The following is a 19,015-nucleotide window of genomic DNA, read 5'->3' as shown; positions in this document are numbered from 1 at the left end:
TTTCACTGTTTTTTCTCTGGGCTCAACGCTCATGGGGCTTACCCTCTAATCGGCAATTGAGCGTCCATTGTTCGTACGGACTAAAACTTGAAGCGCCCGACCAATCCTTGAAGTTGGCCAGAAATGGCCGTCATTCGCCCCGATCCGGCATGGGCTGAATGCGCGAACTCCTCTACCATCTGCGCATCGGCGTGGATCTGTGCGATGTGCCGATTGATCTCCTCCGCCACTTGATGCTGCTCCTCTGCCGCCGTGGCGATCTGGGTGTTCTGGTCGCGAATCGAGTCCACTGAAGCGCGGATCTTGTCGAAGCTGTCGCGGGCCCGCTGGATCCGCTGCACGCTAGCCTGGGACGCTTGCAGGCTGCCTTGCATCTGCTGGGTGACTTCCTGGGTGCGGCGAGCGAGGTTACCCAGTAGGCTGTCTATTTCGCCGGTAGAGTCGGAGGTGCGACGAGCCAGGGCGCGAACTTCATCCGCGACCACTGCAAAGCCACGCCCTTGATCACCCGCACGGGCGGCTTCGATGGCGGCGTTGAGCGCCAGCAAGTTGGTCTGCTCGGCAATCGAGCGAATGGTGTCGAGAATCGCATTGATGTTATTGCTGTCTTGCTCGAGCAGCTGCATGGTCTGGGTCGATACCTGCAGCTCCTCACTGAGCTTGAGCACGCTGCCGGTGGCTTCGCTGATTTGCTTCTGGCCATCGTGCACGTCGCGGTAGCCTTCGTCAGCACTCGACGCCGCGGCACTGCAGGAACGTGCGACCTCATTGGCAGTGGCGAGCATTTCATTGAAAGCGGTGCTTACCAATTCCACCGCCTCACGTTGGCGGCCGGCAGCCAGGTTCATGTTATTGGCGACTTCGTTGGTGTCAGCGGCAGCGACTTGCAGATCGGACGACGCATTGCCAATACGCTTCACCAACTGAGCGATCATGCTTAGAAACTGATTGAACCAACCGGCCAGGTTGGCAGTTTCGTCCTTGCCCCGTACTTGGAGTTGACGTGTAAGGTCACCTTCACCTTCGGCAATCTCTTGCAACCCATCAGCCACGCCACGAATCGGGCGCACGATCACGCTGGCAAAACCAGCACCAACGATGGCGAACACCACGGCCAATGCAACAGCGATGGCTGCAATCAACCAGGTCAGGCTCATGGCGTCGGCCATCACTTCATCACGCTTGATCAGGCCAATAAAACGCCATCCCAGGCCATCGGAACTCAGGACGTTGACCATGTATGGCACACCATCGATCTCGACTTGAGTCACCCCATCAGCGCTTTTGGCCAATTCGGCATAGCCGGGTCCTAGCTCACCTAACGGCTTGAAATTGTTTTTGGCATTTGCGGGATCGACCAAGACATTGCCATTGGCCTCGACCAACATCAGGTAACCACTCTTGCCCAACTTGATGGCTTTGACCAATTCAGTCAGTTGCTTGAGCGATACGTCCACGCCAACGACGCCCACCGCGGCACCGCTCGCGTCATTGATCGTGCGGACCGTGCTGACCAGCACCATGTCATCGGGTGCCCAGTAATACGCGCCCGTCCTTACGGTTGAGCCTCGTGCGGCTTCCATGGCAGCCTTGTACCAAGGTCGCACCCGTGGGTCGTAGCTGGCCATTGTCTGGTCATCGGGCCAACCTGCAAAACCTCCGTCATTGAGTCCAAGGGAAATGGAAGCCGTGGTTGGGTGGGTTTCTGCGAAACTGTCGAATACCACCTGGATCTGTCGATCGACCTTCGTCACAGGCGTTTTCGGGGCGTCAGCGGCCGTATAGTTCTTCAATCCCTGAACGTTGGCGATCCGAGGGTCTTTGGCAAGGTATTCGACGTTTTGGCGGATGCTGTCGAAAAACTGCCGCATCCCGCGGTCAATCTGCCTGATTTCGCGGCCACTGCTATCCAGGAAACTGGCTTGCGCTGCGCTACGCAAGTTCAGTACGACAACCATTGCGACCAATATGACTGGCGCGCAGGCGATAGCGGCAAACGCCCACGTGAGTTTCTGTTTGATGTTCATGAGTATTCCTGGGCAGGCAGATGGAACGTGGGCGCCCATGGGTAAAAGCGCCCGCGGCGAGTGCCGTAAACGTTGCTCACACGACGTGGAAACGAGACAACTCGGTCGTCATTTTTCTTTCAGATAATGCCTGCCCTCCTCTCAAGAGGAGGGACGAGAAGGCCGACGCATCGTCAATTCAGAAACGCCCAGGAGCGAAGGGTGCCGGCTCTACCACTGGTGTTTCTCCCATCATTAATTCCGCAAGCAGCCGGCCACTGACCGGACCTAGCGTAAAACCTTGATGAGCATGGCCGAAGTTGAACCAGAGCCCCTTATGCGACGGCGCGGCACCAATGACCGGTTTCATATCAACGGTACAAGGTCGCGCACCGCTCCATGGCGTCCGCTCAACCTGAGATCCCAATGCCAAGAGTTGTCGGGCCGCGCTTTCGGCCTTCCCTAGCTGCACTGGGGTCAGAGGCGCATCGAGACGGGCGAATTCGGCCCCCGTTGATAGACGCACACCACGCTTCATCGGCGCCAACATGTAGCCTTGCTCGGTATCAAGCACGGGGCGACTCAAGTTTGCCCCGTCGGCGAAATGGGCGTGATAACCACGCTTGATAAACAACGGGATGCGGTAACCCATGGGCCTCAGCAACTCTTGGGCCCAAGGACCAAGCGCCACGACGACCTGTGATGCTTCGACCGGCCCGGACTCGGTGGAGACTCGCCAGCCAGCTCCCGCTTGGCGCAATGAACGGGCATCGCCGCGTTCAAACTGTCCGCCCTCACGCAAGAAGAGCTCGGCATAGCGTTGCACCAGCTCTCCCGGATCAACACAGGTCCAAGGTTGAAGCCAGTGAATCCCCCCAACGAGAGCTTCACCCAAAGCGGGTTCTGCGAGCCTGAGCCCGGCGCCGTCCAACGCTTGCGACAATACACCGTGCGCACTCACACGCTGGGCGCTCTCCATCGCCTTTTCATATTTTTCCGGGGTTCGAAAAGCTTGAATCCAACCTTTGCGCACGATCAGGTGTTGGGCCTCGCTTTGCTCGATCAACTCGGAGTGCTCGCTGATTGAATGCTCGACCAAGGTCCGAAAGGCGTCCGCAATAGCTTGGTAATGCCTTGGCGCTGAGTTGGCCCAATACCTGGTCAGCGTAGGCATGTACTCCGGCAGCGCACGCAGATGATAATTGACGCCGATATCGCGCTTGGTCACCACTCTCATCAGGCTCGCCAGGTCCCTTGGGAACCCGTACGGTTCAACGGCCTCGCGCTGGATGATCCCGGCATTACCGTATGACGTCTCGCGCCCGGGCGCCCCCTTGTCTACCAAGGTCACCGCACAGCCCCGGCGTTGCAGATGCAGGGCCGTGCTTATACCAACGATGCCGGCACCCAGTACTACTACTTGTTTGTCGTTCACGCTGCCTCCAACTCAAGCACGCTGCTGCGCGATGACACTGATTTCAACCAACGCATCCACCACGAGGCCGGCACAGACGGTAGCGCGAACAGGCAAATTGGCCGTGAAAAACGAAGCATAAATCCTGTTGAACTCGGCGAAGTTACTCCGCTCGGTCAAGTACACCGTGACGCTCACAACGTCATCCAACGACAGTGACTCAGCTTCCAGTGTTTGAGCAATGCGCATCAAGGTCAGGCGCGTTTGTGCCTCGATACCCTCCGGGAAGCTGCCATCCTCATTGAACGGCAACTCTCCAGACAAAAACACGAGACCTTGGCTGTGGCGGACTTTTGAAAAGGGCAGATTGCTAACCGTCATTGTGGTGATTCTCTCTAAGCGGACTTATGAACGCGCCTATAACAGGCGCCATTTTTAGCCATCGACTCGACCGAGCGTGTCACAGCAGATCGGAAATCGGTCTACAAGCTTTATCGATGGATAAGTATATACAGGACTAAGCATTTAACGTGCCTGTTAGACAAGGACCCCCTTCAGACCCCTGATCCGAAGTGGATCGAGCACTACTTCTGTCCAAAATACTGTCCGCAGAAAGCCTTACCATGCGCTTCCTTTCGACTCATCAATGAGATACCGGAAACACTCCGATGCAACCTTCAGTTACACCTGAAAAAATATTCATGTGAGCCCCCCCTGGCCTGGAAGGCGTTTACGAGCAGCGATCAACAGAAAAGATAAGGCTTGGCCTGAACATTGCGTTGCCTATATATACAGGATCATACAGCACCACTTCCTTGTGGCCCTGCACCTAAGAGGTAATCAATGAAAAAACTGCACCAGATGACTGCCGCGACTACCGAAGGGATGAGCCTCGCAGACCGGATCGCCGAATTGGCGACACTCTTCCACTACAGCCTCCCGCACGAAATCCTTCAAAGCGCTGAACAGCCGAGCCCGCAGCGTCCCCTGCGGCACCATCCAGATCGCAATACCTTCCAGCAAAATTCCCGAGAGGTTAGCCTTGTATGAACGCCAACGACCTGACCCTGCTTGCTCGCGCTGAAGTACGCGAATTGGCCAGTTACAACGCCGGCCTCGCCGCTGATGCAGTGCGCAAACGCTTCGGTCTGACACGCGTCGCTAAATTGGGCAGCAATGAAAACCCAATGGGCACCGCCCCCGCTGTCAACGCCGCGACCACCCAAGCCTGCCATGAGATTGCGCTGTACCCCGACTCTGGCTGCCAGGCACTACGCTCCGCACTCTCGGAAAAACTTGATGTTCCGGAAGATCGCTTCGTGTTCGGCAACGGTTCTGAGGATTTGCTGAGTGTCATCAGCCGAGTGTTTCTGGACCATGATGATGAAGTGGTTACCGTAGTGCCCTCCTTCGGCTTGCATTTTATTTTTCCAGTGGCAGCCGGCGCTCGGGTAATCGGTGTCCCCATGACCGACCAAGGCACTTTTGACGTGGCGGCCATGATTTCCGCCCTTACACCGCATACCCATGTGCTGATGTTTTCCTGCCCCTCCAATCCGGTTGGCTGCACCTTGAGCGCAATCGAATTGAAGCAATTGCTCGATGCATTACCTCCGAAGTGCTTGCTGGTGTTTGACGAAGCCTATTACGAATACGCCCAATGGGAGCCTGAGTACCCAGACTGCCTCGGCTTGATCCAGGCCAGCGGCAAGCCGTTTATCCTGCTTCGAACCTTCTCCAAGGCCTATTCATTGGCAGGTTTACGCATCGGCTATGGCATTGTCAGCGACCCGCTACTGGCCGATTTGATCAATCGCCTGCGCACCCCCTTCAACGTAAACCGAGTGGCCCAAGCCGCTGCGGTCGCCGCGCTGGCCGATGAAAATCATCTGAATGCTGGCCTCTCCCACGTCGCCAGCGAACGCCGACGACTGGAGATCGCACTGCAAGAGCAAGGCATCACAACTGCCCCCTCCATGGCTAACTTCCTTTTTTTCAGCACCCCTTATCCTGCCGAAGTCATCAACCAGGCATTGCTGCGAGAAGGGGTCATCATCAAGCCTTGGCGCGAAGCGGGATATACTCAGTACTTGCGGGTATCTATAGGAAGCTGTGAGGATAACGATCTTTTCCTCCATTCCTTGGCAAGAGTCCTTGCCGCACAAGAGACACGGACCGACTGATGATCAAAAATGCACCACAAGCGCTCTACCGACGCGCGAAGGAATTTGTGCTGGACCAACTTCGAGCGGGCGTTTGGAAACCTGGCGACCTGATCTACTCAGAGAACCAGTTGGTGCAAGAGCTGGGCATCTCGCGCATGACCGTCAATCGAGCCCTGCGCGAGCTGACCGAAGAAGGTCTATTGGTGCGGATTTCAGGTGTTGGAACATTCGTAGCCGAAAGCAAGCCGCAATCGAACCTGTTGCGCATCACCAACATCGCTGACGAGATTCTCGCTCGGGGTCATAGTTACGGCTGTCGCGTCCTGCACCTGGGACGCGAATCCGCATCGATGTCAGTCGCTTCCGCCCTGGGCCTGCCCACGGGCTCTTCGGTTTTTCATCTGGTTTGTGCGCACAGCGAAGAAGACGTGCCAGTGCAGCTTGAGGATCGTTACGTCAATCCCGAGCTGGTGCCAGAGTTCCTGAAACAAAAATTCGGCGAACACCTGCAACCGGCCAAATACCTTTTGCAAGTCATCAAGCCCGACGAAATGGAACATATCGTAGAGGCCTGCCACCCCAGCGCAGAGGAGAGCAAACATCTGCAAATCGATGCAACTGAACCTTGCCTGGCCCTCATACGCCGGACTTGGAGCCAAAACAAAATTGTCACCTTTGTGCGGCTCGTCCACCCCTCCTCCCGCTATCGACTGGGTAGTCGCTTACCCATGAATGCAGCTCACAGAGACGTCTGACTCTTCGACACATCTGCCGTAAAACTTGACCAGCGCCGCTTCCAAAGGGCGTCGGTCGCTTTCTGATTCATACATCACAATAGACCCAGGCCCTACGCCCGTAGTGACCGGAAAAACGAAACTGATCACCCCCCTCCCCTCAGCGTTTCCAGCCCTTCTTCCACCCATGCACATCCGAGCAGATAAATGGCTGCTTGATTGGCTATGCCTGTATGTACAAGTATGTATTTACGCGGTAAAGTCGATCCGTCACCTCGACACGCTTAAACCAAAAAATGGGCTCTGTGTACCACTCCCATAGCGACACACACGAGCTCCGTACCGCATCCGTGCGCTCAAGCGCTCTTTGGTCCTTAGGAATAAAAACAATGAAAAAATCTATTTTGACCCTCTCCGTACTGGCGTTGTGTGTGGCTGGCAGCTTTGCCTCGGCCAAGGAGTACAAGGAGTTGCGGTTCGGCGTTGACCCCTCTTATGCCCCTTTCGAGTCCAAAGCTGCCGACGGTAGCCTGGTGGGCTTTGACATCGACTTAGGCAATGCGATTTGTGCTGAATTGAAAGTGAAGTGCAAATGGGTCGAGAGTGATTTTGACGGCATGATTCCCGGCCTGAAAGCCAACAAATTCGACGGCGTGATCTCCGCCATGACCGTGACATCCTCGCGCGAAAAGGTCATCGACTTCTCCGATGAGCTGTTCTCCGTTCCTACCTCCTTCGTTTTCAAGAAAGGCTCCGGCCTGACCGAAGATATCAAGACGCTCGTCGGCAAGACGGTTGGTTATGAGCAAGGCACCACAGAGGAAGCTTATGCAAAAGCCGTACTGAACAAGGCCGGGGTCAAAACCCAAGCCTATGCCAACCAGGATCAGGTCTATTCGGACTTAGTGACTGGCCGTCTCGATGCCTCGATCCAGAATATGTTGCAAGCCGAAATGGGCTTCTTGAAGTCGCCGCAAGGGGCGAATTTTGAGGTAAGTAAAGCAGTCGAGCATGAACTGTTGCCCGCGAAAACCGCGGTAGGTCTCGCCCAAGGCAACGCCGATCTCAAGGCCCTGATAAACAAAGGCATCAAGGCACTGCATGAGGATGGCAGCTATGTAGCCATCCAGAAAAAACACTTTGGTGATCAGAATATCTACAGCGGTAAATAACACGCTGCGCCCATTTTCGGATGGGCGTTTTTTCTTGATTGACGAAGGGCTGTCCAATGCTAGAAAACCTATTGCAGACTCTAGGCTTCAGCCTAAAGGGTTTCGGCCCGCTGTTGCTGCAAGGCTCCTGGATGACTGTCAAATTATCCGCACTGTGCTTGTTGCTGAGCGTGGGCCTGGGCTTGATCGGTGCCAGCGCGAAACTCTCGAAGTCAGCCTTGCTACGCATCCCTGCGCAAGCCTACACCACGCTTATCCGCGGCGTGCCCGACCTGGTCTTGATGCTGCTGATCTTCTATAGCCTTCAGACGTGGCTGACGAATCTGACCGATGCCTTTGGCTGGGAATATATCGAGATCAATCCTTTCAGCGCAGGGGTCATCACCCTGGGCTTCATCTACGGTGCGTATTTCACCGAAACCTTCCGCGGAGCGATTCTCGCCGTTCCAAAGGGGCAATTAGAAGCAGCCACGGCCTATGGCCTGACCCGCGCCCAACGATTCCGCCTGGTGCTCTTCCCGCAAATGATGCGCTTTGCATTACCGGGCATTGGCAACAACTGGATGGTGATCCTGAAAGCGACCGCACTGGTCTCGATCATTGGTCTGGCTGACCTGGTCAAGGTTGCCCAGGATGCAGGAAAGAGTTCCTATCAACTGTTCTTCTTCCTGATCCTTGCAGCGTTGATCTATTTGGTTATCACCACCGCGTCAAACTATGTCTTGCGCAGGCTGGAAAGTTTTTACGCCGCAGGAACTCGGGAGGCCGTGCGATGATTGAGCTATTGCAAGAATATTGGAAACCCTTTCTGTACCACGATGGTTATCACATCACGGGCTTGGCGATGACACTATGGCTGCTCAGTGCCTCGCTCTTCTTCGGCTTCTTGATGGCGGTCCCGCTATCGATTGCCAGGGTTTCAAGCAACCTTTTCGTGCGCTGGCCCGTACAGTTCTATACCTATTTGTTCCGTGGCACGCCTCTGTATATACAGCTACTGATCTGCTACACCGGCATCTACAGCCTCGCTGCGGTGCGCTCCCAACCGCTGCTTGATGCATTCTTTCGCGATGCGTTGAACTGCACCATCCTGGCCTTTGCCTTGAACACTTGCGCCTACACCACGGAGATCTTCGCCGGGGCGATACGCAACATGAATCATGGTGAAGTCGAAGCAGCGAAGGCCTTTGGGCTTCGAGGATGGAAGCTTTACACCTATATCATCATGCCGTCTGCATTGCGTCGCTCACTGCCGAACTACAGCAACGAAGTGATACTGATGCTGCATTCCACCACGGTCGCTTTCACCGCCACGGTACCGGACATCCTCAAGGTTGCCAGAGATGCCAATTCAGCAACATTTCTGACCTTCCAATCGTTCGGCATCGCCGCAGCGATTTACCTCGCTATCACTTTCTCTCTGGTCGGTCTGTTCCGTCTGGCTGAGCGCCGTTGGCTGTCATTCCTCGGCCCAGCTCATTAATTCAGGGTGCTCGAATATGTACAAACTGACCGTAGAAAACCTGCATAAAAGTTATGGCGACCACGAAGTCCTCAAGGGTGTTTCGCTGAAAGCAAAGGCCGGCGACGTCATTAGCCTGATCGGTGCCAGCGGGTCGGGCAAAAGCACATTTTTGCGCTGTATCAACTTTCTGGAAATCCCTAGCAACGGCGCCATGAGCCTCGACAATCAGCCGATACGCATGATCCATGACCACCACGGCATGCGCGTTGCAAACGCAGATGAACTGCAGCGGCTGCGCACCCGACTGGCGATGGTATTCCAGCATTTCAATCTGTGGAGCCACATGACCGTGCTCGACAACATCACAATGGCCCCTCGCCGAGTGTTGGGGGTCAGCAAGAAGGATGCAGAGGAGCTGGCTCGGCGTTACCTGGACAAGGTTGGTTTACCATCGCGAGTTGCCGATCAATACCCGGCCTTTCTCTCGGGCGGCCAGCAGCAGCGCGTCGCGATAGCCCGGGCGCTGGCCATGGAACCGGAAATCATGCTGTTCGACGAACCGACGTCTGCCCTGGACCCTGAACTAGTAGGAGAAGTGCTGAAGGTCATTCAGGGCCTCGCCGAAGAAGGCCGAACCATGATCATGGTGACGCACGAAATGAGCTTCGCTCGTAAGGTATCGAACCAGGTGTTGTTCTTGCACCAAGGGCTCGTAGAAGAGCAAGGGCCGCCTGAGGAAGTGCTGGGGAACCCTAAGAGCGAGCGTTTGCAGCAATTTCTCAGCGGCAATCTGAAATAACCGAAGTGCCTTAAGCCGGCTGGACGCTTACCGTGCCTGAAAAATGTTTTCAGGCGCGCGATTGCGTCCGAAATGGTTCGCCGTTCTGTTGACCAGAAGAGCCACGTGCGAGAGCAATCCCAGCGTCTTGCTCTGGCTCAGCTCATGATCCCTGGCTGAAACTGTCACAGCGCGCCCAGTGCGCAAAGCTTGATGGCAAAACCTGCATCAATGCCATTCGAACGAAAAAACTAATCACGTGAAGATATTCATGCCGACAACAATAGTGGTCAAAAATCTGCTTGATTAAGCTTGTATATACATGATTATATTTACTCGCCCAGATGTAGCGAAAACCAACAATAAGCTGCAAGTCATCTCGAGAGGATTACCGGTGAGCAAACCACTCCATTTCCGTAATATCGAAATCCGCGCCCCTCGCGGTAACACGCTGACCGCCAAGAGCTGGCTGACCGAAGCGCCGCTGCGCATGCTGATGAACAACCTCGATCCGGAAGTGGCCGAGAACCCCAAGGAGTTGGTGGTCTACGGTGGCATCGGCCGCGCGGCGCGCAACTGGGAGTGCTACGACAAGATCGTCGAAAGCCTCACCCACCTGAACGACGACGAAACCCTGCTGGTGCAATCCGGCAAACCGGTGGGCGTGTTCAAGACCCACAGCAACGCCCCCCGCGTACTGATCGCCAACTCCAACCTGGTGCCGCACTGGGCCAGTTGGGAGCACTTCAACGAACTCGACGCCAAGGGCCTGGCCATGTACGGCCAGATGACCGCCGGCAGCTGGATCTACATCGGCAGCCAGGGCATCGTGCAGGGCACGTATGAAACCTTCGTCGAGGCTGGTCGCCAGCATTACGATTCCAACCTCAAGGGCCGTTGGGTGCTGACCGCCGGCCTGGGCGGCATGGGCGGTGCGCAACCGTTGGCCGCGACCTTGGCCGGCGCATGCTCGCTTAACATCGAGTGCCAGCAGGTGAGCATCGATTTCCGCCTGAAAACCCGCTACGTCGACGAGCAGGCCAAAGACCTCGACGACGCCTTGGCGCGCATCGAGAAATACACCGCCGAAGGCAAGGCGATTTCCATTGCACTGTGTGGGAACGCGGCCGAAATCCTGCCGGAAATGGTCCGTCGTGGTGTGCGTCCGGACATGGTCACCGACCAGACCAGCGCCCACGACCCCCTCAACGGCTATCTGCCGGCCGGCTGGACCTGGGACGAATACCGTGCCCGCGCCAAGACCGAGCCCGCCGCCGTGGTGAAGGCCGCCAAGCAATCGATGGCCGTGCACGTCAAAGCCATGTTGGCCTTCCAGAAAATGGGCGTGCCGACCTTCGACTACGGCAACAACATCCGCCAGATGGCCCAGGAAGAGGGCGTCGAAAATGCCTTCGACTTCCCGGGTTTCGTCCCGGCCTACATCCGTCCGCTGTTCTGCCGTGGCATCGGTCCGTTCCGCTGGGCGGCGCTGTCCGGTGACCCGCAGGACATCTACAAGACCGACGCCAAGGTCAAGGAACTGATCCCCGACGACGCTCACCTGCATAACTGGTTGGACATGGCTCGCGAGCGCATCAGCTTCCAGGGCTTGCCGGCACGTATCTGCTGGGTTGGCCTGGGCCAGCGCGCCAAGTTGGGCCTGGCGTTCAACGAGATGGTGCGCAGCGGTGAGCTGTCGGCGCCGATCGTCATCGGCCGTGACCACCTCGACTCCGGTTCCGTGGCCAGCCCGAACCGTGAAACAGAATCCATGCAGGACGGCTCCGACGCCGTTTCCGACTGGCCGCTGCTCAATGCCTTGCTCAACACCGCCAGTGGCGCGACTTGGGTATCGCTGCACCACGGTGGCGGCGTCGGCATGGGCTTCTCCCAGCACTCGGGCATGGTGATCGTCTGCGATGGTACCGATGAAGCGGCCGAGCGGATTGCCCGCGTGCTGCACAACGATCCGGCGACCGGCGTGATGCGCCATGCCGATGCCGGTTACCAGATCGCCATTGATTGCGCGAATGAGCAAGGCTTGAACCTGCCAATGATCACTCTTGTTAAAGGAGCCAAAGCATGAAAACACTTAACGTTATCCCAGGCCAATTGAGCCTTGCCCAACTGCGTGCCGTTTACCAGCACCCAGTAAAAATCACCCTCGACCACAGTGCCTCTGCGCAAATTGAAGCCAGTGTCGCTTGCGTGGAGCAGATCCTCGCCGAGAATCGCACCGCCTACGGTATCAATACCGGTTTCGGCCTGCTGGCCTCGACCCGTATCGCCAGTGAAGATCTGGAAAATCTGCAACGTTCGCTAGTACTGTCCCACGCCGCTGGTGTGGGTGAGCCGATCAGCGATGCGCTGGTGCGGTTGATCATGGTGCTCAAGGTCAATAGCCTCAGCCGTGGTTTCTCCGGCATACGCCGCGTGGTGATCGATGCTCTGATAGCATTGATCAACGCCGAGGTGTATCCGCATATTCCGTTAAAAGGTTCGGTCGGCGCATCTGGTGACTTGGCACCTTTGGCGCACATGTCCCTCGTGCTGCTGGGAGAAGGCAAAGCCCGTCATAAGGGCGAATGGCTGGAAGCCACCGAAGCACTGAAGGTGGCCGGTTTGGCGCCGTTGACGCTGGCTGCCAAAGAGGGTTTGGCGTTGCTCAACGGTACCCAGGTGTCCACTGCTTATGCTCTGCGCGGTTTGTTCGAGGGCGAAGACCTGTTTGCAGGCGCCTTGGCCATCGGTGCGTTGACGGTCGAAGCTGTCTTGGGCTCCCGCTCGCCGTTTGACGCACGTATCCATGCCGCTCGCGGCCAGAAGGCCCAGATTGATACAGCTACTGCTTATCGCGACCTGCTGGGCCAAAGCAGTGAGGTCGCCGATTCGCACAAAGACTGCGGCAAGGTCCAAGATCCCTACTCTCTACGCTGCCAACCTCAAGTCATGGGCGCATGCCTGACCCAGCTCCGTCAGGCCGCGGAAGTATTAGTCGTCGAAGCGAATGCCGTATCCGATAACCCACTGGTCTTTGCCGTTGAAGGTGACGTGATCTCTGGCGGCAACTTCCACGCCGAGCCAGTGGCCATGGCCGCAGACAATATGGCATTGGCCATTGCTGAAATCGGCTCGCTGAGCGAGCGCCGCATTTCGTTGATGATGGACAAACACATGTCACAACTGCCGCCGTTCCTGGTAGCCAATGGCGGCGTGAACTCGGGCTTCATGATTTCTCAGGTGACAGCAGCAGCGCTGGCCAGCGAGAACAAGGCGCTAGCTCACCCCCATTCCGTAGACAGCCTGCCCACATCCGCCAATCAGGAAGATCACGTGTCGATGGCACCCGCCGCCGGCAAACGGTTGTGGGAAATGGCTGAAAACACCCGTGGAATCCTGGCTGTGGAGTGGCTAGCGGCCTGCCAAGGTCTGGACTTGCGTGACGGCTTGAAGACGTCGCCCAAGCTGGAACTGGCCAGGAAGAGTCTGCGAAGCAAAGTGGCCTATTACGAGAAGGATCGCTTCTTCGCGCCGGATATCAATGCGGCCAGTGAATTATTGGCTTCCGGCTGCTTGAACGACTTGGTATTGAACACATTGTTGCCCAGCATCTGATAGATGATATCCGCCATGATCGCGTGAGTTATTCTAGCTGATAGTCCCGTACGCGTTAAATGCCCAGGCAGTTTTTTGCTCCACAGCTATGACGATAGATTCTCGTTTTGGCTGTGGAGCTTTTTATTGCTTCCCAGTAATAGTCTTATGTAAGTGCGCGGGAAAATTAGCTTGACAACAGCATTACCCCCCTAAGGCTCCTTATGCGCTCAAAATTCTGATACCAGCAGCATTCCCTGATCACGCGAACTCCGCTCAAGTACCTCCTGGTTCTGAGCCGGGAGAGCTCATCACTACAAATAAGGCATTAACGTCAATGCCCTCTCATCACACCAGCTCACCCCTTCTACGTCGACCGCACGATCAAGCATTTGTAAGACACACTTGCATACCTACCAACTGGATGGTATGTTTTGATCGGTTTCACACCTCCCCTACACCTACAGGGCATCGCGCCCAAAGTGGAATATCCCATGCAAGATTGGAAGCAAACTCGAAAAGACGTCAGCGCCCGCCTAGTGCAACTGAATGGCCTATCCCCAGAGACCATGAAAGGTTTGGCTTCTTTAGGGAGCGCCGGCGAAAGAACAAACCACCTCGACGCTAAGACTCGTGAACTGATCTCACTCGCAGTTGCCGTCACCACCCGTTGCGACGGCTGCATCGCTTTCCACGCAGCTGAGGCCAAAAAGCTCGGCGTAACGACTGAAGAGGTCTCAGAAGCTTTGGGCGTTGCGATTAATATGAACGCTGGCGCTGCATTGGTTTACAGCACTCACGTTTTGGATGCATTCGATAAATCTTGATACCCAGCAGTGCGGAAGGATCAATAATAGTAGAGGCTTAGCTACCCCCGTCGCCAGTTAAATCTGAGAAGTCGCTAAAGCCCTATAAGCTGTTCTGCATGCCATTAGCCAACCACGTCGTTGTGCTGATGGCCTGCCGATGAAATCAAAGTCTTTACATTATCCGAACTTCGTTATCGCTGATACTCCGGCTGAAGCGTAACTGTATTCAAGCAAAGGCTACGCTGGGCTAAACATGGCCTGGCCGGTCGCAAAGCGGAGCTTAGCTTGCCTATACGCCAGTCGGACACTTAGCCCAGCAACATCCTGACGCGCTTCCTACACTCATTCGGACAGTCAATTTGAGAGCGCATCGAAATTTTAGTCCGACCTACAGAACATCCTTTAAGTCAGCTAAGACTGCTTTCTTCAACGCGGCAGCCGATCGAGAGCCAGCCAAAACCAAACGTAATCGCCCTTCGTAGAAAATCGCCAAGGATGGAACCGACCGGACACCATGCATCTGGGAGATCGTGGGCGAAACAGCCACATCAATCTTCCCGAATGCGGCGCGCGACTGCAGCTTTTCTGCCAGCTCATTAAAAACCGGTTTCATTTCTTGACAGGGCTTGCACTAGGACGCCGAAAACAGCACAGCGCAGTTACCTTTTGCAACGAATCGGGCGAACTCTCCGGCTTTCACGTCTACAATACGGCTCATCTGCACTTCACCCACAACATCATTCCAAACCCAGAAATTGCGGCACCAACAGTGCCGAAGCATCTCTGGTATTAATTACATCCATCAAGCCCGCAAACTTGACTGCTGGACGACTCATGTTCGTCACTTGGTTCGAAATACATTTGATTGAGTGCTTGAGAAAAGATCTCTTGAGGCTGAGCCCCCGAAATAGAAAATGAACTATTGAAAACAAAAAACGGGACGCCCGAGTGAAATTGCCCCATAGCACGCTCGTCTTCCTGCATCCGGTGAAACAATTCATTAGATGACCACGCGAGTCGAATCGACTCATCAGAAACACCTACAGATTTTGCAATCGACTCTAAACTACCTCGGTCAAATAGTGACTTACCCTGGGTAGTACTTTGCTCATAGAGCGCCTCCACCAAGTGCGTCTTCAATACTTCATCGTCAATCGCTTTGACGAGGACATGCGCATCCGCGGTGTCACCAAACATCATGGTTTCAAAACGGTAATCAAGCCCTAAAGATTGGCCATATTGCTTTACCGCACTCATCATATTCAAAACAGCGGTTGAACTACCTAATTTGACTTTAAGGGCTCTCACCATAGACTCAGCAGTATGGTTAGGGGCAAGACGATACGCTCTCACGTTTACCTGTACATCGTCTTTGTACGGAAAGTCCTCAAGCGCATTCTCAAAACGACGCTTGGCGACCCAACACCAAGGACAGACGAAATCAGACCAAATATCCACTACAAACTTTTTCGAAATAGCGCTCATACACCCCTCTATATTAAAATAAATAAAAAACGCTGCTACCCATTGAGCAAAGTTCAAAAACCGTTTAAAAACAAAAAGCAACGCGCTCAATTACAATAGCAAAGGTAGCAACGCCAGTAGGCCTTGCCTACTGGCGCTCTCAAGGTTGTAAAGATGAAAGATCTGATAATATCAGTCCTCACGAACCTCGAGGGTTGGCACCATGCGGATGGCTTTGGAGAAATTCGCGTAATTAACTGATGTTTTAATTACATTTTTGTGCAGTTCTTCTACACGCTCAAGAGGTGCATCGGTGTGAAGACGGATTACGACCCGCACTTGGTCGTACCCTGGGTTTACGCTCTCGTCGATGCCCAGAAAACCACGCAAATCGAGAGTGCCGTCGGTCTCAATTTCCAGACTGTGGATTTTAATGCCCATCATGGCTGCGTTAGCTGCGTAACCTACCGCCATACAGGCGTTCAGCGCGGCCATCAGCAGCTCTTGAGGATTTGGCGCCGAGTTCTGACCTAACAGTTCAATTGGCTCATCGGCGACGATTTCGAAATCACGCGAATAGGTTTCACCGGCTAAGCTGTAACGGCTGACTTTCGCCACAGAGCGCGTCTGGCCTTTCCACTGGGTATTGACGTTGAAGCTCGCGTGACGCTTATTCGCATCCTCCGCAACACCTTGAGCAAACTGCTGCAGAGCTACGACATCAATACCATTCAGATTAGTTGTCATTAAAAAACCCTCTATTGAACGCATTTTTTGGCTGGATAAATGTTACGCACAGCAATCCTACCTATTAGTAGGTTTGCTAGCAATAAAATTCTTTGACCTGGTACCCCACCTCCCACGTGCTAACGGTGCGATCAGCTCCTATCCCTAATTAAACGTAGCTTATGGCGAAGTACCGCCTGTCCGATCTGACAGGCGGAGAAACGCTTGGAAGGTGTGTGCGAACAGAAAACCTATTTGTGGGATTAGATCAGCTGTTGAGGTGGACTGCAGAGGGGGTAGAAATATGAAGCCCACCTAATAAGATGGGCAAACACAACGTGAAAGGCTTCCTACTGATTTTGGTAATCTGATTCTCAGTGTATATTACGAAACGACAATACTATTCAATATCAAATCAAACCCAGACTGATCAACAACTGTATCATTGAGCGCCCAAGATACAAAACTGCTACCCTCAAGCAAGCTCAATATCGCCCGTGAAACTGTTCTGGGATTAAGATCCGCCTTTATAACCTTTTCAGATTGACCCAATGCGAGATTATTTTCCAACCAAGCAATATGGATTTCAAAAAACCTCCTAGTCAAATCCTTAAGACTGTCCGGCAGAGCAGAAAGTTCGGCAGCGAGCGCACCACATAAGGGTAGCATTCCATTTTTTGAGCTATCAATAAACAGCTTAGAAAACTCTCTCAACCGAACGATCGTGTCGGTGCTCTCTTCATTTATCAATTCTAGACTCTTCACAAACCTAAAAAGATAGCTATCAATAACGGCAATTCCAAGCCCTTCCTTTGTAGGAAAGTGATGATGAATACTCGCCTTTTTTATACCAATTTCGTCAGCCAAATCGGCATAGCTAAATGCAGCGTACCCTTTGGTACGCAGCAACAGCTCGGCAGTGGTTAAAAGGTCAGAACGAGTACTCATAAATCTTACCTTGCATTATTGACACACGCATATTAACTGCTTTACAGCAACGATTCAACTTAAAGCGATGAAAGCACGTCATAAACCGTGCTCTCATTGGCATTAAGCTATACTCCTACATGGCTCGAACTGTTCTCTATTTTTTCCGAGCGCACGGCTTTGGAACGGACGGCCTTTGCCCAACCCAGCATTAGAGCTCCAGCGACTACCGGTATAGATAAAACAGTATATGTTCCATTAGGATAATCGAAACCCAATAGCACCAGCACTACGAGCAAGAAACCCAGGGTCAGCCAAGAAGTAAACGGAGCACCTGGCATTCTAAACGAGACCATCTCGGCTTCACCTCTCTTCACCGCACGACGATACATTATTTGAGAAAGTACAATGAATGCCCAAGTGGAAAGGATCCCCAGAGAAACTAGATTAAGCAGCAGCTCAAATAGCTGGGACGGAATTAGAAAATTCAATAGCACGCCAAATACGTTGATCCCCATTGTCACTAAGATCCCCATATAGGGAACCCCTTGGGTGCTCATACGTTTAAACATCTTGGGGGCAGATCCTCCCATGGCTAGCGATCTCAGTACCCGCCCCGTTGCGTACAAGCCTGAGTTCAGACTAGAGAGTGCGGCAGTCATTACAACGATATTCATAACGGAGCCAATTCCAGGAATGCCGAGCGCTTCAAAGAACGTCACGAAAGGGCTGACATTAGCGCTGTAGGCCGTCCACGGCAATACAGTGACTAGCAAGAATACCGAGCCTACGTAAAAAAGCCCTATTCTCCAAACCACGCCATTGATTGCTTTAGGGATGACCCTTTTGGCATCTGCCGTCTCACCAGCAGCGGTTCCCACCAACTCTATACTCGCATAAGCAAAAATTACGCCTTGCACGATAATAATCGCCGGCAGAAAGCCATGGGGAAAAACACCTCCATTATCCGAGATCAAATGCAGACCCGGGATGTGCCCCGCCACCTCGTGGCCAGTTGCAAAAAAAAACGAGCCGACAATCAAAAAAATGCTGATAGCTGCCACCTTAATAACAGCAAACCAAAACTCCATTTCACCAAACCATTTGACACCAACCATGTTCATCAATGTCACAACGCCCAAGGCGCTAAGCGCGAATATCCACTGTGGAACGTCCGAAAAAACGCTCCAGTATTTCATGTATATCGCAATCGCTGTTATGTCAACTACACCCGTTAGTGCCCAAACCAAGAAGTACATCCAGCCCGCTACAAAGGAGGCGCGCTCCCCCATAAACTCTCTAGTATAAGATACAAAACTCCCGCTGCTAGGGCGGTGCATAACCAGCTCACCCAATGCTCTTAGTATGAAAAAGGCGAAAACTCCACACACTAAATACACCACCGCAAGTGCAGGCCCGGCAATTTGAAGTCTGGCCCCTGCTCCCAAGAACAACCCAGTGCCGATAGCTCCGCCGAGTGCCATCATCTGCACATGGCGTTTTTTTAGGTGTTTTGAGTAGCCACTTTCATGAGAGTCAAGCCAGTTCGATCTGTCTCTCAATTCGCTTTCACACTGAACGGCTGGAGCGGGCTGTACGTTTTTCTTTTTCATGTGTCACCCAAACAATTAATTTGCAGATATTTTTCTTATCCCTTGCAAACTTAAGTCTTTCCTCCCCAGCTTCAAAGAGAAGAAAGAGAGCGCACCGCGCCTTCACCATTACGGTTATTAGGCCTCGCTCTAGAAATGTCCTCGCGCG

General features: G+C 53.9%; 19 protein-coding genes and 1 pseudogene. 11 read left to right on the top strand and 9 right to left on the bottom strand.

Annotated elements, in window-relative coordinates:
* Positions 1–80: 80 nt before the first annotated feature.
* The 4 genes and pseudogenes from AD662_RS30100 to AD662_RS11280 all read right to left on the bottom strand — a co-directional run bounded on the left by AD662_RS30100 (position 81) and on the right by AD662_RS11280 (position 3,801).
* Positions 81–848: a methyl-accepting chemotaxis protein gene (locus AD662_RS30100; RefSeq protein WP_374046025.1), complete on the bottom strand. Its 768-nt coding sequence runs from the start codon at positions 846–848 to the stop codon at positions 81–83.
* A 96-nt stretch (positions 849–944) separates the two neighbouring features.
* A pseudogene (locus tag AD662_RS30095) lies at positions 945–1,958 on the bottom strand (HAMP domain-containing protein); the annotation flags it as partial.
* A gap of 247 nt (positions 1,959–2,205) precedes the next feature.
* Positions 2,206–3,441, bottom strand: a complete 1,236-nt coding sequence (locus AD662_RS11285; RefSeq protein WP_025214424.1) for an NAD(P)/FAD-dependent oxidoreductase — start codon at positions 3,439–3,441, stop codon at positions 2,206–2,208.
* A gap of 12 nt (positions 3,442–3,453) precedes the next feature.
* Positions 3,454–3,801, bottom strand: a complete 348-nt coding sequence (locus AD662_RS11280) for a RidA family protein (RefSeq protein ID WP_025214425.1) — start codon at positions 3,799–3,801, stop codon at positions 3,454–3,456.
* Positions 3,802–4,263: 462 nt separating this feature from the next.
* Here AD662_RS11280 and AD662_RS11275 point away from each other — a divergent pair, with 462 nt between their 5' ends.
* From AD662_RS11275 to AD662_RS11230, 10 genes are all read left to right on the top strand, one after another.
* Positions 4,264–4,470, top strand: coding sequence for a hypothetical protein (locus AD662_RS11275; RefSeq protein ID WP_025214426.1), 207 nt, complete (start codon positions 4,264–4,266; stop codon positions 4,468–4,470).
* Entirely contained in the window at positions 4,467–5,603 is a 1,137-nt protein-coding gene (locus AD662_RS11270; protein WP_025214427.1) for an aminotransferase class I/II-fold pyridoxal phosphate-dependent enzyme, read from the top strand. The genes AD662_RS11275 and AD662_RS11270 overlap by 4 nt, the downstream gene beginning before the upstream one ends.
* Positions 5,603–6,340: a histidine utilization transcriptional repressor HutC gene (gene hutC, locus AD662_RS11265; RefSeq protein WP_025214428.1), complete on the top strand. Its 738-nt coding sequence runs from the start codon at positions 5,603–5,605 to the stop codon at positions 6,338–6,340. Before AD662_RS11270 ends, hutC begins: the two co-directional genes overlap by 1 nt.
* A 368-nt stretch (positions 6,341–6,708) precedes the next feature.
* A complete protein-coding gene (locus AD662_RS11260; protein ID WP_025214429.1) occupies positions 6,709–7,491 on the top strand; it encodes a transporter substrate-binding domain-containing protein in 783 nt (260 codons plus the stop codon).
* Positions 7,492–7,547: 56 nt separating this feature from the next.
* A complete protein-coding gene (locus AD662_RS11255; protein ID WP_053187185.1) occupies positions 7,548–8,267 on the top strand; it encodes an ABC transporter permease in 720 nt (239 codons plus the stop codon).
* Entirely contained in the window at positions 8,264–8,974 is a 711-nt protein-coding gene (locus tag AD662_RS11250) for an ABC transporter permease (RefSeq protein WP_027912470.1), read from the top strand. The genes AD662_RS11255 and AD662_RS11250 overlap by 4 nt, the downstream gene beginning before the upstream one ends.
* 16 nt (positions 8,975–8,990) lie before the next feature.
* Entirely contained in the window at positions 8,991–9,755 is a 765-nt protein-coding gene (locus AD662_RS11245) for an ABC transporter ATP-binding protein (protein WP_027912471.1), read from the top strand.
* Positions 9,756–10,128: 373 nt separating this feature from the next.
* The gene (gene hutU / locus AD662_RS11240; RefSeq protein WP_053187182.1) at positions 10,129–11,820 is read left to right on the top strand and encodes a urocanate hydratase; all 1,692 of its coding nucleotides are present in this window, start codon (positions 10,129–10,131) and stop codon (positions 11,818–11,820) included.
* Positions 11,817–13,349, top strand: coding sequence for a histidine ammonia-lyase (gene hutH, locus AD662_RS11235; protein ID WP_025214434.1), 1,533 nt, complete (start codon positions 11,817–11,819; stop codon positions 13,347–13,349). Before hutU ends, hutH begins: the two co-directional genes overlap by 4 nt.
* 473 nt (positions 13,350–13,822) lie before the next feature.
* Complete coding sequence (locus AD662_RS11230; RefSeq protein WP_025214435.1) at positions 13,823–14,155, top strand: carboxymuconolactone decarboxylase family protein; 333 nt, start codon at positions 13,823–13,825, stop codon at positions 14,153–14,155.
* A 370-nt stretch (positions 14,156–14,525) separates the two neighbouring features.
* Here AD662_RS11230 and AD662_RS11225 read toward each other — a convergent pair whose 3' ends face one another.
* Complete coding sequence (locus AD662_RS11225) at positions 14,526–14,750, bottom strand: thioredoxin family protein (protein ID WP_223528801.1); 225 nt, start codon at positions 14,748–14,750, stop codon at positions 14,526–14,528.
* Between AD662_RS11225 and AD662_RS29770 the strand changes: the two genes are divergently transcribed.
* Positions 14,652–14,930: a hypothetical protein gene (locus AD662_RS29770; protein ID WP_235195341.1), complete on the top strand. Its 279-nt coding sequence runs from the start codon at positions 14,652–14,654 to the stop codon at positions 14,928–14,930. The two genes, AD662_RS11225 and AD662_RS29770, sit on opposite strands and share 99 nt — an antisense overlap.
* Here the strand turns inward: AD662_RS29770 and AD662_RS11220 are convergent.
* The 4 genes from AD662_RS11220 to AD662_RS11205 all read right to left on the bottom strand — a co-directional run bounded on the left by AD662_RS11220 (position 14,927) and on the right by AD662_RS11205 (position 18,867).
* Positions 14,927–15,622, bottom strand: coding sequence for a DsbA family oxidoreductase (locus AD662_RS11220; RefSeq protein WP_025214436.1), 696 nt, complete (start codon positions 15,620–15,622; stop codon positions 14,927–14,929). The genes AD662_RS29770 and AD662_RS11220 overlap by 4 nt on opposite strands.
* A gap of 171 nt (positions 15,623–15,793) precedes the next feature.
* Positions 15,794–16,348, bottom strand: a complete 555-nt coding sequence (locus tag AD662_RS11215) for an OsmC family protein (RefSeq protein WP_025214437.1) — start codon at positions 16,346–16,348, stop codon at positions 15,794–15,796.
* Positions 16,349–16,711: 363 nt separating this feature from the next.
* Positions 16,712–17,275, bottom strand: a complete 564-nt coding sequence (locus AD662_RS11210) for a TetR/AcrR family transcriptional regulator (protein ID WP_025214438.1) — start codon at positions 17,273–17,275, stop codon at positions 16,712–16,714.
* 107 nt (positions 17,276–17,382) lie between these two features.
* Positions 17,383–18,867: an amino acid permease gene (locus AD662_RS11205; RefSeq protein ID WP_025214439.1), complete on the bottom strand. Its 1,485-nt coding sequence runs from the start codon at positions 18,865–18,867 to the stop codon at positions 17,383–17,385.
* Positions 18,868–19,015: the final 148 nt, after the last annotated feature.

It is taken from the genome of Pseudomonas kilonensis (assembly GCF_001269885.1).
GTDB lineage: Bacteria > Pseudomonadota > Gammaproteobacteria > Pseudomonadales > Pseudomonadaceae > Aquipseudomonas > Aquipseudomonas kilonensis.
This window is presented reverse-complemented; position numbering and strand designations above follow the sequence as displayed.